Source organism: Pseudomonas sp. R3.Fl, assembly GCF_023516765.1.
Lineage (GTDB): Bacteria > Pseudomonadota > Gammaproteobacteria > Pseudomonadales > Pseudomonadaceae > Pseudomonas > Pseudomonas citronellolis.
The window spans coordinates 3,204,874-3,226,356 of the sequence record NZ_JAMGSO010000001.1 but is presented as its reverse complement, the minus strand read 5'-3'; the positions used below and the strand labels follow the sequence as shown (position 1 = coordinate 3,226,356).

Sequence of the window (21,483 nt, the reverse complement as noted above, 5' to 3'; positions counted from 1 at the left end):
CGCTCGTATGAATTTTCCCGCGAAAGGTGTCTTGAAGCGGACATCCCGTGGGCATACTCTGGTCTTCCGCACCGCCGGGATTCCGCCATCAGAGCGGTAGAACGCCGGCGAGTGCCCGCATTCGACAGAGAATTGTCCCGCCGTGGAACCGCCGGGACAGGCCGAGGGAAGCGAGGACAAGATGCTCGAGAGCTGCCGCAATGCCCAGGAACGTTGGGGAGGCGTCCACCAGCTGATCGACCGCTGGTTGCGTGACCGCCAGGAACTCATCCAGGCCTTCGATTCGCTATCCGGGCCCCAGGCGCCCGCCGTCAACGGCGAGGGGCTGGAGAACTTCTGCCAGCGACTGCTGGACTACGTCTCCGCTGGCCACTTCGAGGTCTACGAACAGCTGATGGACGAGGCCAAGGCCTTTGGCGATGCGCGTGGCCTGGAACTGGCCAAGCAGATCTACCCGCGCCTGGAAGCCATCACCGCGTCCGCGCTGAACTTCAACGATCGCTGCGACAATGGCGATTGCCGCGAAGGCACCTGCCTCACCAGCGAGTTGAAGCTGCTGTGCCAACAGCTTCACGAGCGTTTCGAGCTGGAAGATTGCCTGATCGAGGTGCTGCACAACGCCCACGAACAGCGCACGGTCACCGCCTGATTTTGGCGGGCGGGAAAAGGGGCGCTGTCCTTGCGGACGCGCCCTTTTTTCATGCCTGCGAAAACCTCGTTGAGATGGCTGTAAGCCACGTACCACGTGGCTTACAGCCTTTCGGTAAGTTCCGCCTGACGGCCTCGTGGCGGCAGTCTGTGGCGTCGTTGGCGAGGGGGTCGCTGGAGATAGCGTGTCCGCGGGCTGCTCTCCGGCCTGTGGAAAAACGGCTGCAGATTGTGCCTGGCGCGGGTTTCAGCTTTATGGGGGCGTTGGCGAGAGGGCCTGCGCGGGTCTAGTATGGGCGCAACCACGTACGCCAGGAGGCACGTCATGTCGGCCAACAAGAAACCTGTCACCACCCCTTTGCATCTGCTGCAGCAACTTTCCAACAGTCTGATCGAGCATCTGGAGACCGCCTGCAAGCAGGCCCTGGTGGACTCCGAGAAACTGCACGCCAAGCTGGAAAAGCAACGTGCCAAAGCGCAGGACAAACTGCACAAGGCACGCACCAAACTGCAGGAAGCAGGCAAGGCCGGGAAGGCCAAGGCACAAGCCAAGGCCAAGGCCGGCATCGCAGAGCTGGAAGAGGTGCTGGAAACTCTGAAGAGCCGCCAGGCGGAAACCCGCACCTACATCGCCAACCTCAAGCGTGACGTCCAGGAAAGCCTGAAGCTGGCCCAGGGCGTGAGCAAGGTGAAGGAAGCGGTCGGTAAGTCGCTGTCCAGCCGCAAGCCCGTTGCCGCCGCCAAGCCCGTCGCCGCCAAGCCGGTGGTCAAGGCTGCCGCTGCCAAGCCTGCCGCCAAACCGGCCGCCAAGGCCGTTGCCGCCAAGCCGGCTGCCAAGCCTGCTGCTGCGAAGCCTGCCGCCAAACCGGCTGCCAAGCCTGCTGCTGCGAAGCCTGCCGCCAAACCGGCTGCCAAGGCTGCTGCCGCGAAGCCCGCCGCCAAGCCGGCTGCTAAAACTGCTGCTGCGAAGCCCGCCGCTAAACCGGCTGCCAAAGCTGCCGCTGCGAAGCCCGCCGCGAAGCCGGCTGCCAAAGCTGCTGCCGCGAAGCCCGCCGCCAAGCCGGCTGCCAAAGCTGCTGCTGCGAAGCCTGCCGCCAAACCGGCTGCCAAGGCTGCCGCCGCGAAGCCCGCCGCCAAACCGGCTGCCAAGCCCGCTGCTGCGAAGCCCGCCGCCAAACCGGCTGCCAAGCCCGCTGCTGCGAAGCCCGCCGCCAAACCGGCTGCCAAGCCTGCCGCTGCGAAGCCTGCTGCCAAACCGGCCGCCAAGCCTGCTGCTGCGAAGCCTGCCGCCAAACCGGCTGCCAAGCCCGCCGCTGTGAAGCCTGCTGCCAAACCGGCCGCCAAGCCTGCTGCTGCGAAGCCCGCCGCCAAACCGGCTGCCAAGCCTGCCGCTGCGAAGCCTGCTGCCAAACCGGCCGCCAAGCCCGCCGCTGCGAAGCCCGCGGCCAAGCCCGCCGTCGCCGCCAAGCCTGCAGCTCCGGCCGCTACCCCGGCTGCTCCCGCTGCCCCGGCCGCGTCGACCGCTCCGGTCGCCAGTGCCGCACCGGCTCCGGTAGCGCCGAGCGCTCCGACCGCCACTCCGAGCAGCGCTTCCTAAGACGCCGCTCGCGAAGCCGCCGCGGTGCGCAGCTGTTGCAGCGCACTGCGGCGAGCCTTCCCTGCCTCGCCGGCGCAGCCCTGCAGCCAGGCGTCCAGTTCGTCCCTTCCCGCTTCCGTCCAGTCCCGTCCCGCTTCCGCCAGCCGTTCCAGTTGCAGGCGTTCGGCGCGCAGCTCCAGCGTTTTCAGGGTTTCCCGCAATTTCTCCAGGTGGGCGTCGTTCCGTGCCGCGGTCTTCCACTGCTGGCGTAGCGTCCGCAGCGGCTTCACCACCTCGCGTTGCCAGTTGGCGGAGGCCTTCGCCAGGGTATCCAGGCGTTGTCCGGAGCAGGCCCGGCCACAGGCGGCGAACCAGGCCCCGGCCAGCAGCAGGCAGACGTCGGCGCCGGCTTCCTGCAAGTCCAGGCAGGCCGCCTCGACGCCCGGCTGCGCATAGAGGTCGAGGGCAAACGACCAGATATCTTCTGTCATAGGGCTCCCACAGCGGTTGCGCGGCGAAGCTGATAAACTCCGCCGCCATGATTCGACTACAAAATCTTACGCTACAGCGTGGCCCCCAGCGCTTGCTGGAAGGTGCCGAACTGACCTTGCATGCTGGCCAGAAAGTCGGCCTGATCGGCGCCAACGGCGCCGGCAAGTCGAGCCTGTTCGCCCTGCTGCGTGGCCAGCTCGGCCAGGACGCCGGCGACTACCGGATTCCCGCCGACTGGCGCATCGCGCACATGCGCCAGGAGGTGGACACCCTCGAGCGCCAGGCCGTGGACTACGTCCTCGACGGCGACGTGCGCCTGCGCGAGATCCAGGCGCAGCTGGCCGCCGCCGAGAACGCCCATGACGGCGCCGCCGTGGCGCGCCTGCACACCGAACTGGACAACGCCGACGGCTACACCGCCGACGCGCGGGCGCGCAAGCTGCTGGCCGGCCTGGGCTTCACCGCCGAGCAGATGGAGCGCCGCGTCGGCGACTTCTCCGGCGGCTGGCGGATGCGCCTGAACCTGGCCCAGGCACTGATGTGCCCGTCCGAGCTGCTGCTGCTCGACGAACCCACCAACCACCTCGACCTCGACGCCATCCTCTGGCTGGAGGAGTGGCTGAAGGGCTACCCGGGCACGCTCATCCTCATTTCCCACGACCGCGATTTCCTCGACGCCGTGGTCGACCACGTGGCGCACCTCGAACAGCGCAAGCTGACGCTCTACCGCGGCGGCTACTCGGCCTTCGAGCGCACCCGCGCCGAGCGCCTGGCGCAACAGCAGCAGGCCTACGAGAAGCAGCAGGCGCAGCGCGCCCACATGGAAAAGTACATCGCCCGCTTCCGCGCCCAAGCCACCAAGGCGAGCCAGGCACAGAGCCGCATCAAGGCCCTGGAACGCCTGGAGGAGCTGGCCCCGGCCCATGTCGACTCGCCCTTCGACTTCGTCTTCCGCGAGTCGGACAAGATTTCCAGCCCGCTGCTGGACCTGTCCGAGGCGCGCCTGGGCTACGGCGAGAAGACGGTGCTGGAGAAGGTCAAGCTGCAACTGGTGCCCGGCGCGCGCATCGGCCTGCTGGGCCCCAACGGCGCCGGCAAGTCGACCCTGATCAAGACCCTTTCCGGCGACCTGCCGCTACTGGCCGGGCACCTGGCGCGCGGCGAGAACCTCGCCATCGGCTACTTCGCCCAGCACCAGCTCGACTCGCTGGACGCCAAGGCCAGCCCGCTGCTGCACCTGCAGCGCATCGCCCCGGGCGAGCGCGAGCAGATCCTGCGCGACTTCCTCGGCGGCTTCGACTTCCGCGGCGCGCGCTGCGACGAGCCGGTGCTGAATTTCTCCGGCGGCGAGAAAGCGCGCCTGGCGCTGGCCCTGATCGCCTGGCAGAAGCCCAACCTGCTGCTGCTGGACGAGCCGACCAACCACCTCGACCTGGAGATGCGCCTGGCCCTGACCATGGCCCTGCAGGAATTCTCCGGGGCGGTGGTGGTGGTGTCCCACGACCGTCACCTGCTCAAGAGCACCACCGACCAGTTCCTGCTGGTGGCCGACGGCCGCGTGCAGGACTTCGACGGCGACCTCGACGACTATGCCCGCTGGCTGGTGGATTTCCGCGCGCGCCAGGCGCCGGTCGCCAATGCCGGCGCAGCGTCTGTCGAGAAGACCGACAAGCGCGCCCAGCGCCAGGCCGCCGCCGCATTGCGCCAGCAGCTGGCGCCGCACAAGCGCGAGGCGGACAAGTTGGAGAAGGAGCTGGGCGGCATCCACGACAAGCTCGCCGCGCTGGAGGAAAAGCTCGGCGACAGCGCCCTCTACGAGAACGCGCGCAAGGACGAACTGCGTGACCTACTGGCCCGGCAGGCGAGCCTGAAAGCCCGCGAGGCCGAGGTCGAGGAAGCCTGGCTGGTGGCCCTGGAAACCCTGGAGAACCTCCAGGCCCAGCTCGAAGGGGCCGAGTGATGGAAGACCTGCCGCTGCTCGTCGCCTGGAGCGATCCGTTGCTGCGCGGCCTGCAGATCATCCTCATCCTGCTGCTGGCCTGGGTGCTGCAGCGCATGGTGGCGCGCGGGCTGGACCGCCTGGCCCTGCGCTACCCGATCCCCCACGAACTGCTGCTGCCGCTGCGTGGCGGCCTGCGCTGGCTGATCATGGGCTCGGCGCTGATGATGGTGCTGGAGCGCCTGGGGGTTTCCGCCCAGGTGCTGTGGACCGCGCTGACCGGCTTCGTCGCGGTCGCCGCGGTGGCCTTCTTCGCCATCTGGAGCGTGCTCTCCAACCTGTTCTGCGCGGTGCTGATCTTCACCGTCGGGCCGTTCCGCCTGGGCGACCTGGTGGAGGTCATCGAGTCGGCCGACAAGCCCGGCGTGAAGGGCCGCGTCAGCGCCATCAACCTGCTCTACACCACCCTCGAGGAAACCTTCGAGGACGGCACCAGCGCCCTGCTGCAGGTGCCCAATAGCCTGTTCTTCCAGAAGGCCATCCGGCGCTGGAAAGGGCCCGGGCTGAGCAGCGGAAGATAACAACCACAACCCCTGTTCCCACACGGATACCCACGCACTATGGAATGGCTCGCTAGCCCTGAAATCTGGGTTGCCTTTCTGACCCTGACCGCCCTGGAGATCGTCCTGGGCATCGACAACATCATCTTCATCTCCATCCTGGTCAGCCGCCTGCCGGCGGCGCAGCAGCCCAAGGCGCGGTTCTTCGGCCTGGCGCTGGCGATGGGTACGCGGATTCTCCTGCTGCTGTCGATCACCTGGGTGATGCGCCTGACCGCCGACCTCTTCGAGGTGTTCGGCCAGGGCGTTTCCGGGCGCGACCTGATCCTGTTCTTCGGCGGCCTGTTCCTGCTGTTCAAGAGCACCATGGAGATCTACCACAGCCTGGAAGGCGCCGAGGAAGGCGGGCAGGGCAGCGCCAAGAGCCGCGGCTTCATGGCGGTGATCGTGCAGATCGCGATCATCGACATCATCTTCTCCCTGGACTCGGTGATCACCGCCGTGGGCCTGGTGCAGAACGTACCGGTGATGATCGCCGCCATCGTCATCTCGGTCGGCGTGATGATGCTCGCCGCCGGCACCATCAGCGACTTCATCGACAAGCACCCGTCGCTGAAGATGCTGGCGCTGTCGTTCCTCATCGTGGTCGGCACCGTGCTGGTGGCCGAGGCCTTCGAGGTCCACGTGCCCAAGGGCTACGTCTACTTCGCCATGGCCTTCTCGCTGGCGGTGGAAGCCCTCAACATCCGCCTGCGCGGCGCCCTGGCGCGCAAGCGCGGCGAAGAGCCGGTGAAACTGCGCAAGGACCTGCCGAGCTGATCGGCCGGCTCCGCGCCGGGCTTCCTCCACACCTGTAGGAGCGGGCCCTGCCCGCGATTCGCGCGCAGGGCGCGCTCCTACAGGGGAATGCCGGAGGTATCGGCGCGATTCGCGGATGAGATCCACTCCTACGTTGTTTTCTGGGTTATTCCCCTTCGGGCCAGCGCAAGCGCTGTTCGCGATGGAGCCGCGTCCCGCGTTCGCGGGAATGACGGGATTAAGATTCGTGTTTTCCGACGTCATTCCCGCGAACGCGGGAACCCAATAGACAGTCGCTCCTACGGACTTCGTCGGCGCCCTACACGGCAACGTGCGACTCGGGCACACTGGTTACCCGTAACAAGATTTTTCGCCACGAGGTCCACCATGCTCGCCAGTACCTGGTTCGCCTTCTTCATCGCCTGCTGGGTGATCAGCCTGTCGCCCGGCGCCGGGGCCATCGCCTCGATGTCCTGCGGCCTGCAGTACGGCTTCTGGCGCGGCTACTGGAACGCCCTGGGCCTGCAGATCGGCCTGGCCCTGCAGATCGCCGTGGTCGCCGCCGGCGTCGGCGCGCTGCTGGCCACCTCGGCGCTGGCCTTCAGCGTGATCAAGTGGTTCGGCGTGGTCTACCTGGCCTACCTCGCCTGGCGCCAGTGGAGCGCCGCCCCGCAGGTGATGCAGGCCGACGCCGAGCGCCCCATCGGCCGCCCGCTGAGCCTGGTGCTGCGCGGCTTCCTGGTCAACGCCAGCAACCCCAAGGCGGTGATCTTCATGCTCGCCGTGCTGCCGCAGTTCGTCGACCCGCACCGGCCGATGGCGATGCAGTACGTGATCATGGGCGCGACCATGATCTGCGTCGACCTGATCGTCATGGCCGGCTACACCGGGCTGGCCGCGCGGGTGCTGCGCGCGCTGCGCTCGCCGCGCCAGCAACGGCTGATGAACCGCACCTTCGCCAGCCTGTTCCTCGGCGCCGCCGCGCTGCTGGCCACCGTTCGCCGCGCCCCGGTGTGAAGCCGACGGGCGCCGCCTAGGCGCCCGAATGGTGGCGGAGTAGTATTGGCGCCCTCCATTCTCATTCGCCTTCCGCCATGCGCCTTCCAAAGCTTCTCATCTGGCTGCTGCCGCTGCTTTGCGGCGCCAGCCTCACGGCCCTGGCCGATGCGCCGGTCGACCCCTCCCAGGCCCTGCACCTGCTGAGCTACCTGGCTGCCGACTACCCGCCGACGGTGAACGCCGGGCAGGTGCTCGACGCCGCCGAATACAAGGAACAACTGGAGTTCGCCGGCCAGCTGCAGGCGCTGCTGCTGGCCTTGCCGGCGCGCCCCGAGCGGGCCGACCTGGAGCGCGAGGTGGCCGGCCTGCGCCGCGCCATCGAGCAGCGCCAGCCCGGCGCCCTGGTGGCGCAGCAGGCGCGGCACCTGGAAGCGCGCCTGGCGGACGTCTACCAGGTGGTGCAGACCCCCGCCATCACCCCCGACCCGGCCCGCGGCGCGCCCCTCTTCGCCCAGCAGTGCTCGATCTGCCACGGCGACACCGGCAAGGGCGACGGCCCGGCGGGCATCGGCCTGCAGCCGCCGCCGGCCGACCTCACGGCCCGCGCGCGCCTGGACCAGCTGAGCCTCTACGACCTGCGCACGGTGATCGGCCTGGGCGTCGCCGGCACCGACATGCCGGCCTTCGCCGACCAGCTGGACGAGCGCCAGCGCTGGGACCTGGCCGCCTACGTGGCTGGCCTGAGCGCCGCCGAGGCCCAGCCCGACGGCGCCCACGCCTACCCGCTGGCGAGCCTGGCCACCCAGACCCCGGCCGAAGTGGCCGCCCGTGACGGCGACGCCGCCGCGCAGAGCTTCCGCGCCCTGCGCGCCCACCCGCCGCTGGAGCACCGCGGCCCGGCGCAACTGATCGACTACACCGCCGCCACCCTGGACAAGAGCTTCGCCATCTACCGCCAGGGCGACCACGACCAGGCCTACGACCTCTCGGTCGCAGCCTACCTGGAAGGCTTCGAGCTGGTGGAAAGCTCGCTGGACAACGTCGACGCCACCCTGCGCAAGGCCACCGAGAAAGAGCTCATGGCCTACCGCCAGACGCTGCGCGACGGCCTGCCGGAAGCCCAGGTGGCGCAGCAGCTGGAGCGCGCCAAGGGCAAACTCGGCGAGGCCGCCAAGGCGCTGAGCGGCGACTCCCTGAGCAGCACCATCAGTTTCGTCTCGGCCCTGTTGATCCTGCTGCGCGAGGGCGTGGAAGCCATCCTGGTGCTCGCCGCCATCCTCGCCTTCCTGCGCAACACCGGGCAGGAAGCCGCCACCCGCGGCGTGCACGTCGGCTGGGGCCTGGCCTTCGTCGCCGGCTTCGCCACCTGGGCGCTGGCGGCCTACGTGATCGACATCGGCGGCGCCCAGCGCGAGCTGATGGAGGGCTTCACCTCGCTGTTCGCCTGCGTGATGGTGCTCTGGCTCGGCGTGTGGATGCACGACCGCCGCCACGCCGCGGCCTGGCAGGACTACATCCGCAGCAGCCTGGTGGGCGGCGGCGGGCGCTTCGGCTTCGCCGTGCTGGCGTTCTTCTCGGTGTACCGCGAGCTGTTCGAGGTCATCCTGTTCTACGAAACCCTCTGGCTGCAGGCCGGCCCGGCCGGGCACAGCGCGGTCATCGCCGGCGCCGGCTGCGCGGTGGTGCTGCTGATCGGCCTGGCCTGGGTGATCCTGCGCGGCTCGGCGAAACTGCCGCTGAAGCTGTTCTTCACCGTCAACGCCGCGCTGCTCTGCGCGCTCTCGGTGGTGTTCGCCGGGCACGGCGTGGTGGCCCTTCAGGAAGCCGGAGTGATCGGCACCCGCCCGGTGCCCTTCTTCGACTTCGACTGGCTGGGCATCAAGGCCGACGCCTACTCGCTGTCGGCCCAGGCCCTGGCGCTGCTGGCGGTGGCCGTGCTCTACGGGCGCAGCCTGCTGGCGGAGAAACGCAAGGCCGCGGCGCTGCCCTGAGGCGGCGCGCGGCAAACCCCGACGGCCAGTGCGATACTGGCCGTCGTCATTTTCGGGAAACGAGTCCGATGCGTATCTGGATCGATGCCGACGCCTGCCCGCGCGCGGCGAAGGAACTGGTGGCGAAGTTCGCCCTGAAGCGCAAGCTGGAAGTGGTGATGGTCGCCGGCCAGCCGGTGGCCAAGCCGCCGTTCGCCTGCGTCAGCCTGGTGGTGGTGCCTAGCGGCATGGACGCTGCCGACGACTACCTGGTGGAACAGGCCGAGCTGGGCGACCTGGTGATCTGCAGCGACGTGCCGCTGGCCGACCGCCTGGTGAAGAAGGGCGTGGACGCCCTGGACCCGCGCGGCCGCGAGTTCGACGCGAAGAACATGGGCGAGCGCCTGGCCATGCGCAACCTGCTCACCGACCTGCGCGACCAGGGGCAGATGGGCGGCGGCCAGGCGCCTTATGGCGACAAGGATCGGCAGGCTTTCGCCAATGCGCTGGATCGGTTGTTGACGCGGTTGAACAGGGGGTAGGGGCGGCAGGTGGGGTTCGTCGTGTCTTTGTAGGAGCGAGCTTGCTCGCGAACCGCACCTCCCGGTAACTCCGGCGCGTAGGCCCACCTCCCTTGCCCTCTCCCTAACCCTCTCCCTGAAGGGAGAGGGGACCGTTGGGCAGGGCTTGGTGTTCTGGAGTCAGCCGGCAGCGCCAGTGGTTTCAGGGTGGAGCCATTCCTTCTCTCGGCACGGACTGCCCCCTCTCCCTTCAGGGAGAGGGCTGGGGAGAGGGCGCTCTCAAACCCAACATCTGCAGCCCCCAGAAAACTCCGTTCGCGAGCAAGCTCGCTCCTACGACAAGCGGCTGCATCAGGCGAGCTCGAGCACCCGATCCACCAGCTTGTTGATCCCGCTGGCCGCCTCGGCGATGTTCTGCGCCAGCATGTAGGCCGGGGTTGTCACCAGCTTGTGGCGGCTGTCCTCGACTATCTCGTCCACCGGGCATTCGACGTGCTTGGCGCCCATGCGGGTCAGCGCGGCGGCGGTGTCGGCGTCGCAGCCGATGGTGCATTCGATGCCCGGGCCGTAGATGCGCTCGGCCATGGCCGGGGCGATGCAGATCAGGCCCACCGGCTTGTGCGCGGCGGCGAAGGCCTTGGCCAAGGCCAGCACGTCCGACTCGACCTCGCACTGGTCGCCCTCGAAGGCGAAGTTGGACAGGTTCTTCGCCGCGCCGAAGCCGCCGGGGACGATGAGCGCGTCGAAGTCCTCGACCTTCGCCTCGCGCACGTCCTTGATCTCGCCGCGGGCGATGCGCGCGGATTCCACCAGCACGTTGCGGCTCTCCGGCATTTCCTGTCCGGTGAGGTGGTTGACCACGTGGTGCTGGGCGATGTCCGGGGCGAAGCACTGCACCTGCGCGCCGCGCTGGGACAGGCGCAGCAGGGTGATCACGCTTTCGTGGATCTCGGCGCCGTCGTAGACGCCGCAGCCGGAGAGGATGACGGCAACTTTCTTGTGCATGCAGGTACTCCTGGTTCGGGGTTGGCCGGTGGCGACTTGCCTGTCGCCATATGCCGGCCGGGTTGTCACCGGCGGCCGTTGTAGCCGGGCGCCAGAGGACTAGGATCGGTATCCATAAGCATAACGATTCGGTCGCGCCATGAACTACATCCTCTTCGCGGTGCCGTTCTTCTTCCTGCTGATCGCGCTGGAACTGCTGGCCGACCGCTGGCGCGGCACTTCCACCTACCGCCTGAGCGACGCCCTGAACAGCCTCAGCGCCGGGGTGCTGTCCACCACCAGCGGCCTGCTGACCAAGGGCATCGGCCTGGTCACCTACGTGTTCGCCTGGCAGCACCTGGCGCTCTTCGAGCTTTCCGCGCAAAGCGCCTGGGTCTGGGTGTTCGCCTTCGTCTTCTACGACCTCTGCTACTACTGGAACCACCGCCTGGGGCACGAGCGCAGCATCCTCTGGGCGGCCCACGCGGTGCACCACCAGAGCGAGGAATACAACCTCAGCACGGCGCTGCGGCAGACCAGCACGGGCTTCCTGTTCGGCTGGATCTTCTACCTGCCGATGGCGCTGGCCGGGGTGCCGCCGCTGGTGTTCGTCAGCGTGGCGGCGCTGAACCTGCTCTACCAGTTCTGGGTGCACACTCGGCACATTCCCAAGCTCGGCTGGTTCGAATGGTTCTTCGTCAGCCCGTCGAACCACCGCGTGCACCATGCGCAGAACCCCGTCTACATGGACCGTAACTACGGTGGCGTGTTCATCCTCTGGGACCGCCTGTTCGGCACCTTCCAGGAAGAGCTGGACGAGGAGCCGGTGGTGTTCGGCGTGACCGTGCCGCTGGCCAGCTGGAACCCGCTGTGGGCCAACCTGCAGGTCTATGCCGCGCTGTGGAACGACGCACGGCGGGCGGGCAACTGGTGGGACAAGCTGCGCATCTGGTTCATGCGCACCGGCTGGCGCCCGGCCGACGTGGCGGCGCGCTATCCGCTGCAGAAGCCCGACCTGGCCGCCTTCCGCAAGTTCGAAGTACCGCTGTCCCGCGGCCGGCAGTGGTACGCGACCGTGCAGTTCGCCGGCTACGTGGTCGGCGGCACTTTGCTGTTGGGGCTGGGGGAGGGCTGGCCGCTGCCGGCGCTGCTGCTGGGCTGGGCGTGGATGGCCTGCGGCCTGTTCGTCATCGGCGCCTGGCTGGAGAACCGCGCCTGGGCGCCACGGCTGGAAGGGCTGCGCCTGCTGCTGAACCTGCCCTGGGTGGCGATCACCGCCGCAGCGGCCGGCCTGGCGTTGCCGGGGTGGGCGCTGGCGCTGCTGGGCGCCCATGCCGCCCTCAGCCTGTTGGCGCTGTGGGGCCTGCGCCACGAGGGGCGGCAGGCGCAGCCGGCCTGATCAGTTGCCGTTGCGGCTGTTCTTGATGCGCCGGTGCAGCCACAGCAGCAGGCCGATGGCGAGCAGGCCGCCGAGGACCATGAGTTCGTACTTCTTGATGTTGCCCAGCACGCCTTCGAGCACGCTGCCGAAGTAGTACGCCGCCGAGCCGAGCGCGCTGGCCCAGACGATGGCGCCCAGGCCGTTGAGCAGCAGGTAGCGGCCCGGCGGATAGCCGGACAGGCCGATGGCCACCGGCATCACCGTGCGCAGGCCGTAGACGAAGCGGAAGCTCAGTACCCACAGGTCCGGGCGCCGCCGCACGTGCTCCAGGGCGCGGTCGCCGAGCTTCTGCCAGCGCGGCTTGCGCGCCAGCAGCTTGCGCCCGTGGCGGCGGCCGAGGAAGTACCAGAGCTGGTCGCCCGCGTAGCTGCCGAGGAAGGCCACGGCGATCACGTATTCGAGCTGCATGTAGCCGCGGAAGGCAAGGAAGCCGGCCAGCACCAGAATGGTCTCGCCCTCGAAGAAGGTGCCGAGGAACAAGGCCACATAGCCGAAATCCTGCAGGAATTGTTGGAGCATTATCGAGGCAACGCAGCAAAATGAACGCGCAGCCTAACGCGGTTGTCGTCCGGGGGGAAGGCACCTGCTGGCGGCTTGCTGGCCTTTGCATGGCCCGGGCCGCCTACTTTGGTCGTATGCTGCGGCTTCGGGCCCCTGCGACCGGTTGCCGCGACCCTGGGTCACTGTTACCCCTTGTTACCAATCGGTCATAATCCCGGACTATAACTGTCACACTGTGCCTGTTGTCCGGGCCTTGGAGTACGCCGTGAGCTTCATTTCTGCCGAACGTGCCTTCCCCTTCACCCGCCTGCGCCGCAACCGCCGCGACGAGTTCTCCCGTCGCCTGGTGCGCGAGAACGTGCTGAGCGTCGACGACCTCATCCTTCCGGTGTTCGTCCTCGACGGCAAGAACCAGCGCGAGGCCATCGCCTCGATGCCGGGCGTCGAGCGCCTGTCCATCGACCTGCTGCTGCAGGAAGCCGAGCAACTGGTGGAACTGGGCATCCCGGCGCTGGCGCTGTTCCCGGTCACGCCGCTGGAGAAGAAGTCCCTCGACGGCGCCGAGGCCTACAACCCCGAGGGCATCGCCCAGCGCGCCACCCGCGCCCTGCGCGAGCGCTTCCCGGAGCTGGGCATCATCACCGACGTGGCCCTGGACCCGTTCACCAGCCACGGCCAGGACGGCATCCTCGACGAGAACGGCTACGTGATGAACGACGAGTCGGTGGACGTGCTGGTCAAGCAGGCGCTGTCCCACGCCGAGGCCGGCGCCCAGGTGGTGGCCCCGTCGGACATGATGGACGGCCGCGTCGGCGCCATCCGCGAGGCGCTGGAGTCCACCGGGCACACCAACGTGCGCATCATGGCCTATTCGGCCAAGTACGCCAGCGCCTACTACGGCCCGTTCCGCGACGCGGTCGGCTCCGCCGCCAACCTCGGCAAGGGCAGCAAGGCCACCTACCAGATGGACCCGGGCAACAGCGACGAGGCGCTGCACGAGATCGCCGCCGACCTCGCCGAAGGCGCCGACATGATCATGGTCAAGCCGGGCATGCCCTACCTGGACATCGTCCGCCGGGCCAAGGACGAATTCCGCGCGCCGACCTTCGTCTACCAGGTCAGCGGCGAATACGCGATGCACATGGCGGCCATCGAGAATGGCTGGCTCAGCGAGGCGGTGATTCTCGAATCGCTGCTGGCCTTCAAGCGCGCCGGCGCTGATGGCATCCTGACCTACTTCGCCAAACGTGCGGCAGAACAACTGAAAAGGGGGCGCTGACGCCCCCGCGACGAGACTTGCGATGAATACCGAAGGCCAGAACGCTACCGACCTGATCGAAACCGAAGTGACTGTCAGCGAGACCCTGGAGACCGTCGAGGTCCCCGTGGTCGCCGAACCCCCCGTGGAGGCGCCCGCCGCCCCGGCGGTGGCGGTGAACGTCGACGACAGCGCCCTCTACATTCATCGCGAGCTGTCGCAGCTGCAGTTCAACATCCGCGTGCTGGAGCAGGCGCTGGACGAGTCCTACCCGCTGCTCGAACGCCTGAAGTTCCTGCTGATCTTCTCCAGCAACCTCGACGAGTTCTTCGAGATCCGCGTCGCCGGCCTGAAGAAGCAGATCACCTTCGCCCGCGAGCAGGCCGGCGCCGACGGCCTGCTGCCGCACCAGGCCCTGGCGCGGATCAGCGAGCAGGTGCACGAGCAGGTCGGCCGCCAGTACGCCATCCTCAACGACATCCTGCTGCCGGAGCTGGCCAAGCACGGCGTGCGCTTCATCCGCCGGCGCTACTGGACGCCGAAGATCAAGGCCTGGGTGCGGCGCTTCTTCCGCGACGAGATCGCCCCGATCATCACCCCCATCGGCCTCGACCCGACCCACCCGTTCCCGCTGCTGGTGAACAAGAGCCTGAACTTCGTGGTCGAGCTGGAGGGGATGGACGCCTTCGGCCGCGACTCCGGCCTTGCGATCATCCCGGCGCCGCGCTCGCTGCCGCGGATCATCCGCCTGCCCGAGGACGTGGCCGGGGAGGGCGACAACTATGTGTTCCTCTCCTCGATGATCCACGCCCACGCCGACGACCTGTTCTCCGGCATGAAGGTCAAGGGCTGCTACCAGTTCCGCCTGACGCGTAACGCCGACCTCTCGGTGGACGCCGAGGACGTCGAGGACCTGGCCCGCGCGCTGCGCGGCGAGCTGTTCTCGCGGCGCTACGGCGACGCCGTGCGCCTGGAGGTGGTGGACACCTGCCCGGCGCACCTGTCCAACTACCTGCTCAAGCAGTTCGGCCTGGCCGAGAGCGAACTGTACAAGGTCAGCGGCCCGGTCAACCTGACCCGCCTGTTCAGCGTCACCGGCCTGGCCAGCCATCCGGAGCTGCAGTACCCGCCGTTCACCCCGACCATTCCGAAGCTGCTGCAGAAGAAGGAGAACATGTTCGGCGTGCTGGCCAAGCTGGACGTGCTGCTGATGCACCCCTTCGAGTCCTTCACCCCGGTGGTGGACCTGCTGCGCCAGGCGGCCAAGGACCCGAACGTGCTGGCCATCAAGCAGACCCTGTACCGCTCCGGGGCCAACTCGGAAATCGTCGACGCCCTGGTGGAAGCGGCGCGCAACGGCAAGGAGGTCACCGCGGTGATCGAGTTGCGCGCGCGCTTCGACGAGGAGTCCAACCTGCAGCTGGCCAGCCGCCTGCAGCAGGCCGGCGCGGTGGTGATCTACGGCGTGGTCGGCTTCAAGACCCACGCCAAGATGATGCTCATCCTCCGCCGCGAGGACGGCGAGCTGCGCCGCTACGCGCACCTGGGCACCGGCAACTACCACGCCGGCAACGCCCGCCTGTACACCGACTACAGCCTGCTCACCGCCGACGTGGCGCTGTGCGAGGACCTGCACAAGCTGTTCAACCAGCTGATCGGCATGGGCAAGACGCTGCGCATGAAGAAGCTGCTGCACGCGCCCTTCACGCTGAAGAAGAACCTGCTGGAGATGATCAACCGCGAGGCGGCCCAGGCCGCCGAAGGCAAGCCGGCGCACATCATGGCCAAGGTCAACTCGCTGACCGACCCGAAGGTCATCCGCGCGCTGTACAAGGCCAGCCAGGCGGGGGTGAAGATCGACCTGGTGGTGCGCGGCATGTGCTGCCTGCGCCCGGGCGTGCCGGGGGTGTCGCACAATATCCAGGTGCGCTCGATCATCGGCCGCTTCCTCGAGCACAGCCGCATCTACTACTTCCTCAACGGCGGCGACGAGAAGCTCTACCTCTCCAGCGCCGACTGGATGGAGCGCAACCTCGACATGCGCGTGGAGACCTGCTTCCCGGTGGAAGGCAAGAAGCTGGTGCAGCGGGTGAAGAAGGAGCTGGAGCTGTACCTGGCCGACAATACCCAGGCCTGGGTGCTGCAGCCCGATGGCAGCTACCAGCGCCTGAACCCCACCGGCAACCAGAACCCGCGCAACGCCCAGGCCATGCTGCTGGAGCGCCTGTGCACGCCGGTGATCAGCGCGCGCTGAGCCGCCCCGGCCCCGAAAAGCCCCGCCGCGCAAGCGCCGGGGCTTTTTCATGGGTTCATCACCCTTATAGGAGCGAGCTTGCTCGCGAACCCGGGTCCGCAGTGGGGGCGGTTCGCGAGCAAGCTCGCTCCTACGAAAAGCGATTGCGCGGCGAAGCAAGGCCTGGGGCGTTATGCTCCAGGTTGGTGTAGGAGCGGGCCCTGCCCGCGATTCGCGCGCAGGGCGCGCTCCTACAGGGGAATGGCGTGGGTGGGGTCGTGGCCGTCGTAGGATGGGTTGAGCGAAGCGATACCCATCACCAGCACCGCATGGGTTTCGCAGGCTCAACCCATCCTACGAAGAGCGCCTCGGCGCAGTCGGCTCCCTCAGCTCACGCTCAGCTGGTACCCCACGCGCTGCAGCCAGCCGGCTTCCTGTTCGAAGTCGGCCTGGGTCAGGGGGTTGGCTTCCAGCCAGCCCTTGGGGAAGCGCACTTCCAGGCTCTTCGAACCCACCTTGAGGGTGACGTCCGGCATTTCCTGGGTGCCGCGGATGTGGTGGAAGAGGATGGCGAAGCGCAGCACGATGCACAGGCGGATCAGCTTGTCGCCCTCCGGGCCCAGCTCGGCGAAGCGGTCCGCCGGGATGTTGCGGCGGTGGCCGCGCACCAGCAGCGCCAGCACCTGCTGGTCCTCGCGGGAGAAGCCGGCCAGGTCCGAGTGCTCGATCAGGTAGGCGCCGTGCTTGTGATAGTGGTAGTGGGCGATGTCCAGGCCCAGCTCGTGGGTGCGCGCGGCCCAGCCGAGCAGTTCGCGGTGCCAGTCGTCCTGCAGGCTCCAGGGCTCGGCCACCTGCTCCAGCGCCTGGAGGGCCTTGGCCTCGACGCGGGCGGCCTGGTCGAGGTCGACGTGGTAGCGCTCGATCAGCGCGCTGATGGTGCGCTCGCGCACGTCTTCATGGTGATGGCGGCCGAGCAGGTCGTAGAGCACGCCTTCGCGCAGGGCGCCTTCGGAGTGCTGCATCTGCTTGAGCTCCAGCGCGTCGAACAGCGCTTCGACGATGGCCAGGCCGGCCGGGAAGATCGGCCGGCGGTCCGGCTTGATGCCGTCCAGGTCGAGCTTGTCCACGTCGCCCAGTTTCAGCACCTTGCGCTTGAGCCAGGCCAGGCCGTCGGGGTTGATCTCGCCGTTGCCGTGGCCGCCGGCCTGGATCGCCAGGCCCACCGCGCGGATGGTGCCGGAGGCGCCGAGGGCCTCGTCCCAGCCCAGGCGGCGCAGGCTGTTCTCGATGCCCATCAGCTCCAGGCGCGCCGAGGTGTAGGCCTGGGCATAGCGGGCCGGGGTGATCTTGCCGTCCTTGAAATAGCGCTGGGTGTAGCTGACGCAGCCCATCTGCAGGCTCTCGCGCAGCTGCGACTCGAAGCGCTGGCCGATGATGAACTCGGTGCTGCCGCCGCCGATGTCGGCCACCAGGCGGCGCCCGGTGGTGTCCGGCAGGGTGTGCGAGACGCCCAGGTAGATCAGGCGCGCTTCCTCGCGGCCGGAGATGACTTCCACCGGGTGGCCGAGGATTTCCTCGGCGCGGCGGGTGAATTCGTTGCGGTTGCGTGCCTCGCGCAGGGCGTTGGTGCCGACCACCCGCACCGAGCCCGGCGGCATGCCGTTGATCAGCTGGGCGAAGCGCCGCAGGCAGTCCAGGCCGCGCTGCATGGCTTCTTCGTTGAGCAGGCGGTCCTCGCCGATGCCGGCGGCCAGCTGGACCTTCTCGCCGAGCCGCTCGAGGATGCGGATCTCGCCATGATCGGCCTTGGCCAAAACCATGTGGAAGCTGTTGGAACCCAGGTCCAGGGCGGCGATCAGCGGGAAGGTCTTGGCGGGGGTATGGGGCATGGTGCAAAGGTCCGTTTGTTAACCCCGACATCCTGCCACGATAGCCCTTCGGTGCCAACGAACGCCGGGCCGTCGATCGGTTTCGCCGCTGCCTGCGATAGCGACACTCAATCGCCTGCGCCTTTCGGAAGGCGGCCAAGGCGGGCTATGATGGGCCCACTTTTTTTCGCATCCGATTCCCACGGAGAGATTTCATGAGCGAACATATCGTCAGCGTTACCGATGCCAGCTTCGAGCAGGACGTGCTGAAGGCCGATGGTCCTGTGCTGGTGGACTACTGGGCCGAGTGGTGCGGTCCGTGCAAGATGATCGCGCCGGTACTGGACGAGATCGCCAAGGACTATCAGGGCAAGCTGAAAGTCTGCAAGCTGAACATCGACGAGAACCAGGAAACCCCGCCGAAGTACGGCGTGCGCGGTATCCCGACGCTGATGCTGTTCAAGGGCGGCAACGTCGAGGCCACCAAGGTCGGCGCCCTGTCCAAGTCGCAACTGGCGGCCTTCCTCGACAGCAACATCTGAGTCGCGACAGCCCCCGGAAAAGCCCCGCACGACGCGGGGCTTTTTTCATTCCGTCCCCTAGACGCCCCTTGGCGCGGGTGTTACATTCGGGCCTGCAACGTTGTTTTACGTTGTCCCCTGCAAGCCGTCGCCGACGCACTTCCTATTCGAATTTCCAAGCGATCCTGTCGTCACTCTGCGGCACGGCATTAACGAGCTCACATGCTTGTTTCCCCTTTCCTCATATCTATCTAACACCTCCTTCTTATGAATCTGACCGAACTCAAGCAAAAGCCGATTACCGAATTGCTGGAAATGTCCGATGCCATGGGCCTGGAAAACATGGCCCGTTCGCGCAAGCAGGACATCATCTTCGCGCTGCTGAAGAAGCATGCGAAGAGCGGCGAGGAAATCTCCGGTGACGGCGTGCTGGAGATTCTCCAGGACGGCTTCGGCTTCCTGCGCTCCGCCGACTCCTCGTACCTGGCCGGCCCGGACGACATCTACGTCTCGCCCAGCCAGATCCGCCGCTTCAACCTGCGCACCGGGGACACCATCGTCGGCAAGATTCGCCCGCCGAAGGAAGGTGAGCGTTACTTCGCCCTGCTCAAGGTCGATTCGATCAACTTCGATCGTCCGGAGAACGCGAAGAACAAGATCCTGTTCGAGAACCTGACCCCGCTGTTCCCGACCAAGCGCCTGACCATGGAAGCCGGCAACGGCTCCACCGAGGATCTCACCGGCCGGGTGATCGACCTCTGCTCGCCGATCGGCAAGGGCCAGCGCGGCCTGATCGTCGCACCGCCGAAAGCGGGCAAGACCATCATGCTGCAGAACATCGCGGCGAACATTGCCCGCAACAATCCCGAGTGCCACCTGATCGTCCTGCTGATCGACGAGCGCCCGGAAGAAGTGACCGAGATGCAGCGCACCGTGCGCGGCGAAGTGGTCGCCTCCACCTTCGACGAACCGCCGACCCGCCACGTGCAGGTCGCCGAGATGGTGATCGAGAAGGCCAAGCGCCTGGTCGAGCACAAGAAGGACGTGATCATCCTGCTCGACTCCATCACCCGCCTGGCGCGTGCCTACAACACCGTGATCCCCAGCTCCGGCAAGGTGCTCACCGGTGGTGTCGACGCCCACGCCCTGGAGAAGCCCAAGCGCTTCTTCGGCGCCGCGCGCAACATCGAGGAAGGCGGCTCGCTGACCATCCTCGCCACTGCGCTGATCGAGACCGGCTCGAAGATGGACGAGGTGATCTACGAGGAATTCAAGGGTACCGGTAACTCGGAACTCATCCTCGACCGTCGCATCTCCGAGAAGCGTGTGTTCCCGGCGATCAACATCAACCGCTCGGGCACCCGCCGCGAAGAGTTGCTGACCGGCGAGGAAGAGCTGCAGCGCATGTGGATCCTGCGCAAGATCCTGCACCCGATGGACGAGATCGCCGCCGTCGAGTTCCTGCTGGACAAGCTCAAGCAGACCAAGACCAACGACGAGTTCTTCGACTCGATGAAGCGCAGCAAGTAAGCGCCGTTGTCTGCCACGAGGCCGGGGAAACCCGGCCTTCGTGTTTCTGCGAAGTGGTGTTAAAGGCTAAACTGTCGCATCTTCGCCTACGCCATCGAGACTTCCATGCAGTATCGCGACCTGCGCGAGTTCATCGCCGCCCTGGAGCAGCGCGGCCAGCTCAAGCGCATCCAGGTGCCGGTGTCCCCGGTGCTGGAAATGACCGAGGTGTGCGACCGCACCCTGCGGGCCAAGGGCCCGGCCCTGCTGTTCGAGAAACCCACCGGCTTCGACATGCCCGTGCTCGGCAACCTGTTCGGCACCCCCGAGCGCGTGGCCCTGGGCATGGGCGCCGAGGACGTCTCCGAACTGCGCGAGATCGGCAAGCTGCTGGCCTTCCTCAAGGAGCCGGAGCCGCCCAAGGGCCTGAAGGACGCCTGGAGCAAGCTGCCGATCTTCAAGAAGGTCATCAGCATGGCGCCCAAGGTGCTCAAGGACGCGCCCTGCCAGGAAGTCATCGAAGAGGGCGAGGCGGTCGACCTGGGCAAGCTGCCGGTGCAGACCTGCTGGCCCGGCGACGTCGCGCCGCTGATCACCTGGGGCCTGACAGTCACCCGCGGGCCGAACAAGGAACGGCAGAACCTCGGCATCTACCGCCAGCAGGTGATCGGCCGCAACAAGGTCATCATGCGCTGGCTCAGCCACCGCGGCGGCGCCCTGGACTACCGCGAGTGGTGCCAGAAGCACCCGGACCAGCCCTACCCGGTGGCCGTGGCCCTGGGCGCGGACCCGGCGACCATCCTCGGCGCCGTGACGCCGGTGCCCGACACCCTCTCCGAATACGCTTTCGCCGGCCTGCTGCGCGGCCACCGCACCGAACTGGTGAAGTGCATCGGCAGCGACCTGCAGGTGCCGGCCAGCGCCGAGATCGTCCTGGAAGGGGTGATCCATCCCGGCGAGATGGCCGACGAGGGCCCCTACGGCGACCACACCGGCTACTACAACGAGGTGGACCGCTTCCCGGTGTTCACCGTCGAGCGCATCACCCGCCGCCAGAAGCCGATCTACCACAGCACCTACACCGGCCGCCCGCCGGATGAGCCGGCGATCCTCGGGGTGGCGCTGAACGAAGTCTTCGTGCCCATCCTGCAGAAGCAGTTCCCGGAGATCACCGACTTCTACCTGCCGCCCGAAGGCTGCTCGTACCGCATGGCGGTGGTGACCATGAAGAAGCAGTACCCCGGCCACGCCAAGCGCGTCATGCTGGGTGTGTGGTCGTTCCTGCGACAGTTCATGTACACCAAGTTCGTCATAGTCACGGACGATGACATCAACGCGCGGGACTGGAACGACGTGATCTGGGCGATAACCACGCGCATGGACCCCAAGCGCGACACGGTGATGATCGACAACACGCCGATCGACTACCTCGACTTCGCCTCGCCGGTCTCCGGCCTGGGCTCGAAGATGGGCCTGGATGCCACCCACAAGTGGCCCGGCGAGACCAGCCGCGAATGGGGCCGCGCCATCGTCAAGGACGAGGCGGTGAGCCGTCGCGTCGACGAAATCTGGGCCAGCCTGGGGATCGATTGATGCACAGCGCCCTTCGTAGGAGCGAGCTTGCTCGCGAACCCGCGCGGCTTCCCGTTCGCGAGCAAGCTCGCT

At 67.3% G+C, this 21,483-nt stretch carries 18 protein-coding genes; 14 read left to right on the top strand and 4 right to left on the bottom strand.

Going from position 1 to position 21,483, the window contains the following annotated elements; all coding sequences use genetic code 11:
• The first annotated feature begins 181 nt into the window (after window positions 1-181).
• Window positions 182-649: an Rsd/AlgQ family anti-sigma factor gene (locus M8R19_RS14215; protein ID WP_074978036.1), complete on the top strand. Its 468-nt coding sequence runs from the start codon at window positions 182-184 to the stop codon at window positions 647-649.
• 324 nt (window positions 650-973) lie between these two features.
• Entirely contained in the window at window positions 974-2,245 is a 1,272-nt protein-coding gene (locus tag M8R19_RS14210; protein WP_249918113.1) for an AlgP family protein, read from the top strand.
• On the opposite strand, the gene M8R19_RS14205 is transcribed toward M8R19_RS14210, so the two are convergent.
• Complete coding sequence (locus tag M8R19_RS14205) at window positions 2,242-2,715, bottom strand: TIGR02444 family protein (RefSeq protein WP_074978031.1); 474 nt, start codon at window positions 2,713-2,715, stop codon at window positions 2,242-2,244. The two genes, M8R19_RS14210 and M8R19_RS14205, sit on opposite strands and share 4 nt — an antisense overlap.
• 47 nt (window positions 2,716-2,762) lie before the next feature.
• Here M8R19_RS14205 and M8R19_RS14200 point away from each other — a divergent pair, with 47 nt between their 5' ends.
• From M8R19_RS14200 to M8R19_RS14175, 6 genes are all read left to right on the top strand, one after another.
• On the top strand, window positions 2,763-4,676 hold the full coding sequence (locus tag M8R19_RS14200; protein WP_249918112.1) for an ATP-binding cassette domain-containing protein: 1,914 nt from the start codon (window positions 2,763-2,765) through the stop codon (window positions 4,674-4,676).
• A complete protein-coding gene (locus M8R19_RS14195; protein WP_249918111.1) occupies window positions 4,676-5,236 on the top strand; it encodes a mechanosensitive ion channel family protein in 561 nt (186 codons plus the stop codon). The genes M8R19_RS14200 and M8R19_RS14195 overlap by 1 nt, the downstream gene beginning before the upstream one ends.
• Window positions 5,237-5,275: 39 nt before the next feature.
• Window positions 5,276-6,034 carry a TerC family protein gene (locus tag M8R19_RS14190; RefSeq protein WP_074978023.1) on the top strand — a complete coding sequence of 253 codons (759 nt, stop codon included), beginning with the start codon at window positions 5,276-5,278 and terminating at the stop codon, window positions 6,032-6,034.
• Window positions 6,035-6,400: 366 nt separating this feature from the next.
• Window positions 6,401-7,030 carry a LysE family transporter gene (locus M8R19_RS14185; protein WP_249918110.1) on the top strand — a complete coding sequence of 210 codons (630 nt, stop codon included), beginning with the start codon at window positions 6,401-6,403 and terminating at the stop codon, window positions 7,028-7,030.
• 77 nt (window positions 7,031-7,107) lie between these two features.
• On the top strand, window positions 7,108-9,003 hold the full coding sequence (locus tag M8R19_RS14180) for a cytochrome c/FTR1 family iron permease (protein ID WP_249918109.1): 1,896 nt from the start codon (window positions 7,108-7,110) through the stop codon (window positions 9,001-9,003).
• Window positions 9,004-9,071: 68 nt separating this feature from the next.
• Window positions 9,072-9,524, top strand: coding sequence for a YaiI/YqxD family protein (locus tag M8R19_RS14175; RefSeq protein ID WP_249918108.1), 453 nt, complete (start codon window positions 9,072-9,074; stop codon window positions 9,522-9,524).
• 330 nt (window positions 9,525-9,854) lie between these two features.
• Here M8R19_RS14175 and elbB read toward each other — a convergent pair whose 3' ends face one another.
• Window positions 9,855-10,508, bottom strand: coding sequence for an isoprenoid biosynthesis glyoxalase ElbB (elbB, locus tag M8R19_RS14170; RefSeq protein WP_249918107.1), 654 nt, complete (start codon window positions 10,506-10,508; stop codon window positions 9,855-9,857).
• Window positions 10,509-10,647: 139 nt separating this feature from the next.
• Here elbB and M8R19_RS14165 point away from each other — a divergent pair, with 139 nt between their 5' ends.
• Complete coding sequence (locus M8R19_RS14165) at window positions 10,648-11,886, top strand: sterol desaturase family protein (RefSeq protein WP_249918106.1); 1,239 nt, start codon at window positions 10,648-10,650, stop codon at window positions 11,884-11,886.
• Here M8R19_RS14165 and M8R19_RS14160 read toward each other — a convergent pair whose 3' ends face one another.
• Complete coding sequence (locus M8R19_RS14160; protein WP_099049022.1) at window positions 11,887-12,450, bottom strand: DedA family protein; 564 nt, start codon at window positions 12,448-12,450, stop codon at window positions 11,887-11,889. It lies immediately after the preceding gene.
• A gap of 244 nt (window positions 12,451-12,694) precedes the next feature.
• On the opposite strand from M8R19_RS14160, the gene hemB reads away from it, so the two are divergent.
• Window positions 12,695-13,708, top strand: coding sequence for a porphobilinogen synthase (gene hemB, locus M8R19_RS14155; protein ID WP_249918105.1), 1,014 nt, complete (start codon window positions 12,695-12,697; stop codon window positions 13,706-13,708).
• 22 nt (window positions 13,709-13,730) lie between these two features.
• Window positions 13,731-15,941: a polyphosphate kinase 1 gene (ppk1, locus tag M8R19_RS14150; protein ID WP_074978012.1), complete on the top strand. Its 2,211-nt coding sequence runs from the start codon at window positions 13,731-13,733 to the stop codon at window positions 15,939-15,941.
• Window positions 15,942-16,306: 365 nt separating this feature from the next.
• Here ppk1 and ppx read toward each other — a convergent pair whose 3' ends face one another.
• A complete protein-coding gene (gene ppx / locus M8R19_RS14145) occupies window positions 16,307-17,809 on the bottom strand; it encodes an exopolyphosphatase (protein WP_058487743.1) in 1,503 nt (500 codons plus the stop codon).
• 194 nt (window positions 17,810-18,003) lie between these two features.
• Between ppx and trxA the strand changes: the two genes are divergently transcribed.
• From trxA to ubiD, 3 genes are all read left to right on the top strand, one after another.
• Window positions 18,004-18,330 (top strand): thioredoxin TrxA, encoded by a 327-nt coding sequence (trxA, locus tag M8R19_RS14140; protein WP_009615069.1) that lies wholly within the window; start codon window positions 18,004-18,006, stop codon window positions 18,328-18,330.
• 246 nt (window positions 18,331-18,576) lie between these two features.
• On the top strand, window positions 18,577-19,839 hold the full coding sequence (gene rho, locus M8R19_RS14135; protein WP_009615070.1) for a transcription termination factor Rho: 1,263 nt from the start codon (window positions 18,577-18,579) through the stop codon (window positions 19,837-19,839).
• Between the two features lie 105 nt (window positions 19,840-19,944).
• On the top strand, window positions 19,945-21,411 hold the full coding sequence (gene ubiD / locus M8R19_RS14130) for a 4-hydroxy-3-polyprenylbenzoate decarboxylase (protein ID WP_249918104.1): 1,467 nt from the start codon (window positions 19,945-19,947) through the stop codon (window positions 21,409-21,411).
• Window positions 21,412-21,483: the final 72 nt, after the last annotated feature.